The organism is Actinomycetospora sp. (assembly GCF_055612215.1).
Window position 1 is genome coordinate 1 of sequence record NZ_JBVPVA010000462.1, and the last position, 2905, is coordinate 2905.

Annotated in this window: 2 protein-coding genes, 1 tRNA gene and 1 pseudogene; 2 read left to right on the forward strand and 2 right to left on the reverse strand. The window is 74.4% G+C overall.

The genetic code is table 11. The annotated features are described in order from the left end of the window. Both AC0CYZ_RS12880 and AC0CYZ_RS12885 read right to left on the reverse strand, forming a co-directional pair. Positions 1-125, reverse strand: a 125-nt coding sequence (locus tag AC0CYZ_RS12880) for an NUDIX hydrolase (RefSeq protein WP_472215872.1), incomplete at its 3' end; no start/stop codon positions are given. Between the two features lie 43 nt (positions 126-168). Beyond that, positions 169-239, reverse strand: a tRNA-Gln gene (locus AC0CYZ_RS12885). 449 nt (positions 240-688) lie between these two features. On the opposite strand from AC0CYZ_RS12885, the gene AC0CYZ_RS12890 reads away from it, so the two are divergent. After that, positions 689-2323 carry a sugar transferase gene (locus AC0CYZ_RS12890; protein WP_472215870.1) on the forward strand — a complete coding sequence of 545 codons (1635 nt, stop codon included), beginning with the start codon at positions 689-691 and terminating at the stop codon, positions 2321-2323. Between the two features lie 4 nt (positions 2324-2327). Then, positions 2328-2905: pseudogene (locus AC0CYZ_RS12895) on the forward strand (SAM-dependent methyltransferase); the annotation flags it as partial.

Here is a 2905-nt window from a genome sequence, read left to right on the forward strand (position 1 = left end):
CCGGGTTCCACCCGCCCGCCGGGCAGGGTCCAGCGCCCGGCCTCGGGGTCGTGGGCCCGCCGCACGAGCAGCAGCCGGCCGTCGGCGTCCCGGACGACCGCGCCCGCGGCGAGCACCGTCCGCACGGCCACGTCCCCTCCCCGGCGACCGTCCCCGACGGCCGGCGAGCTCCGCCGCCAGGATTCGAACCTGGATCATCGGAACCAAAATCCGAGGTGTTGCCCTTACACCACGGCGGATCGCGGGTAGCCCGCTCGGACCATGGTGACACGACCCCGGACGAGCCTCCCCACCTGCACGAACCGGGGCCCGCGAGCGGCGGGGACGGTGCCGCTCCCGGCCCCGGACCGGGTGCGGCCCGTGACCGCCCGGCGGCCGTCTCGTTGAGGACGGCGGACCAGTACGTCGCACGCGGACGATCTCCGAGCCGTGCACCGTGTCACTCCCGATCCGGCACGCAACCTGCCCGCGGCGCACGCGTCCAACGTGTAGAGGACCCGATCCGCAGCCAGGCGGACGCCGTGCAGGGGGAGGAGGCAGTGGACGGATGGGGCGAAACCGGACGTTCGGACCATGTGCCCCGACCCGCGATCCCAGCACCACTGCTCCGCACGGGCGACGAGCGACGTCGGGCGTCCGGGACACGGCTCCAGGGCCGCGTCCCGACGCTCAGAACAGGGGCGAAGGCTTGAGCGGCACCGAGCTCGAGGGCAGGACCGACCCGAGCGACACCGGCGAGATCCGGGCGGTGGCACCGTCGGCGCCGGCCTCGTCGGCACCCGCCGGCAGCGGCCCGGCCCCGGAGTGCGAGCCGGCGCCGGCGCCGGCCCCGTTCGTCGACCCCGACCCGACGGCGCCGGGCTTCATCCGCATCTGGGACGACGAGGGCCCGGGCCAGCCGGGCAGCGTCGCCCTCGCGACCAGCTGGCAGGCCAAGTTCGCCCTCGCGGTCGCCGCGTCCGACCTGCTCATCCTCACGGTGTCCGCGCTGCTCGGCGCGCTCATCGGCTTCGGGGCCGGGACCGGGGACCGCGGCACCAACCCGTGGGCCCTCGCGCTCGTCGCGGTGCTGCTGGTGCCGATCACGCTCGGCGCCGCCCGCGCCTGGGACCCGCGGGTGCTCGGGCAGGGCTCCGAGGAGTGGAGCCGCCTGATGCGCGGCTACGTCACCGCGGCGATCCTGCTGGCCCTCGCCGGGCTGGTCCTCGAGCGCACCGGCGTGCGCCCGTGGGTCTTCGGCATCCTCCCGGTCGCAGGGCTGCTCTCCATGGCCGGCCGCTACACGCTGCGCCGGTGGCTGCACGACGCCCGCAAGCGCGGCCGGGGCCTGCTCCCGGTCCTCGCGATCGGCACCGAGGAGTCCGTCCGGGACCTCATCGAGCGCACCCGCCGCGTGCCGCACATCGGCTGGGTGGTGACCGCGGCCTGCACCCCCACCGGCCTCGGCGAGGACGGCCAGGGCCACGTCGCCGGCGTGCCGGTGCTGGGCGACCTCGACTCGCTGCCCTCCAGCGTGCGCAGCGGCCGCTTCGGCGTCGTCGCCGTCGCCCCCACGCCCGGCTGGAGCCCCAAGCGGCTGCACCGCCTCGCCTGGGACCTCGAAGGCACCGGCTCCGAGCTCGTCGTCGACCCCGGCCTCATGGAGGTCGCCGGCCCGCGCCTGCACGTCGCGCCGGTCGACGGCCTGCCGCTGCTGCGCCTCACCGAGCCGCGCCTGTCCGGCATCCCGCGCATCGGCAAGCTGCTCTTCGACCGGGTCGTCTCGATCTCGCTGGTCGTGGCCCTGGCGCCGGTCTTCCTGCTCATCGCGTTGTTCGTCAAGCTCGACGGCGGCCCGGTGTTCTACCGCCAGACCCGGGTCGGGCAGCGCGGCCGCACGTTCCGCATGGTCAAGTTCCGCTCGATGGTCCCGAACGCCGACCGGCTGCGCGACGGACTGGTCGCGAGCGGCAACGACGGATCGGGCCCGCTGTTCAAGCTGCGCCGCGACCCCCGGGTGACCCGCATCGGCTCGATGCTGCGCCGCTACTCTCTGGACGAGCTCCCGCAGCTGTTCAACGTCGTCGGGGGCTCGATGTCGTTGGTCGGTCCCCGACCGCCGCTGCCCGGAGAGGTCGACGCGTACTCCGACGCCGCCAAGCGCAAGTTCCTGGTGCGTCCCGGCATGACGGGCCTGTGGCAGGTCAGCGGCCGCTCGGATCTGTCGTGGGAGGAGTCGGTCCGGTTGGACCTGCGCTACGTGGAGAACTGGTCGCCCGCCATGGACCTGGTCATCCTGTGGAAGACGGTCTCGGCCGTCTTCCGGGGTGACGGGGCGTACTGACGCGATGGCGACCACGTCCGCCGCCGACCCGGTGCCCGCCGCCGTCGCCCCTCTGACCTGCCGGCTCTGCGGGTCGACCGAGCTCGAGAGCTTCGTCGACCTCGGTGCCACGCCGCCCTGCGAGCTCTTCCTCACCGAGGAGGCGCTCGAGGCCCCGGAGCCGACGTTCCCGCTGCACCCGCGGGTGTGCCGGAACTGCCTGCTGGTGCAGCTGCCCCCGCTGATCGACCCCGACGAGACGTTCACCGAGTACGCGTACTTCTCCTCGTTCTCGACGTCGTGGGTCGAGCACGCGCGCCGCTTCGTCACCGCCGCGACCACGCGGGCGGGCCTGACGAGGGACTCGCTCGTCGTCGAGGCGGCGTCGAACGACGGCTACCTGCTCCAGCACGTCGTCGCCGACGGCATGCGCGCCGTGGGCGTCGAGCCCAGCGTGAACGTCGGTGACGCCGCTCGCGCCAAGGGCGTCCCGACCGTGACCGCGTTCCTCTCGCCGGAGACCGGCGCGGCGGTGCGCGCCGAGCACGGGCCGGCCGACCTCGTCGTCGCGAACAACGTCTACGCGCACATCCCCGACGTCGT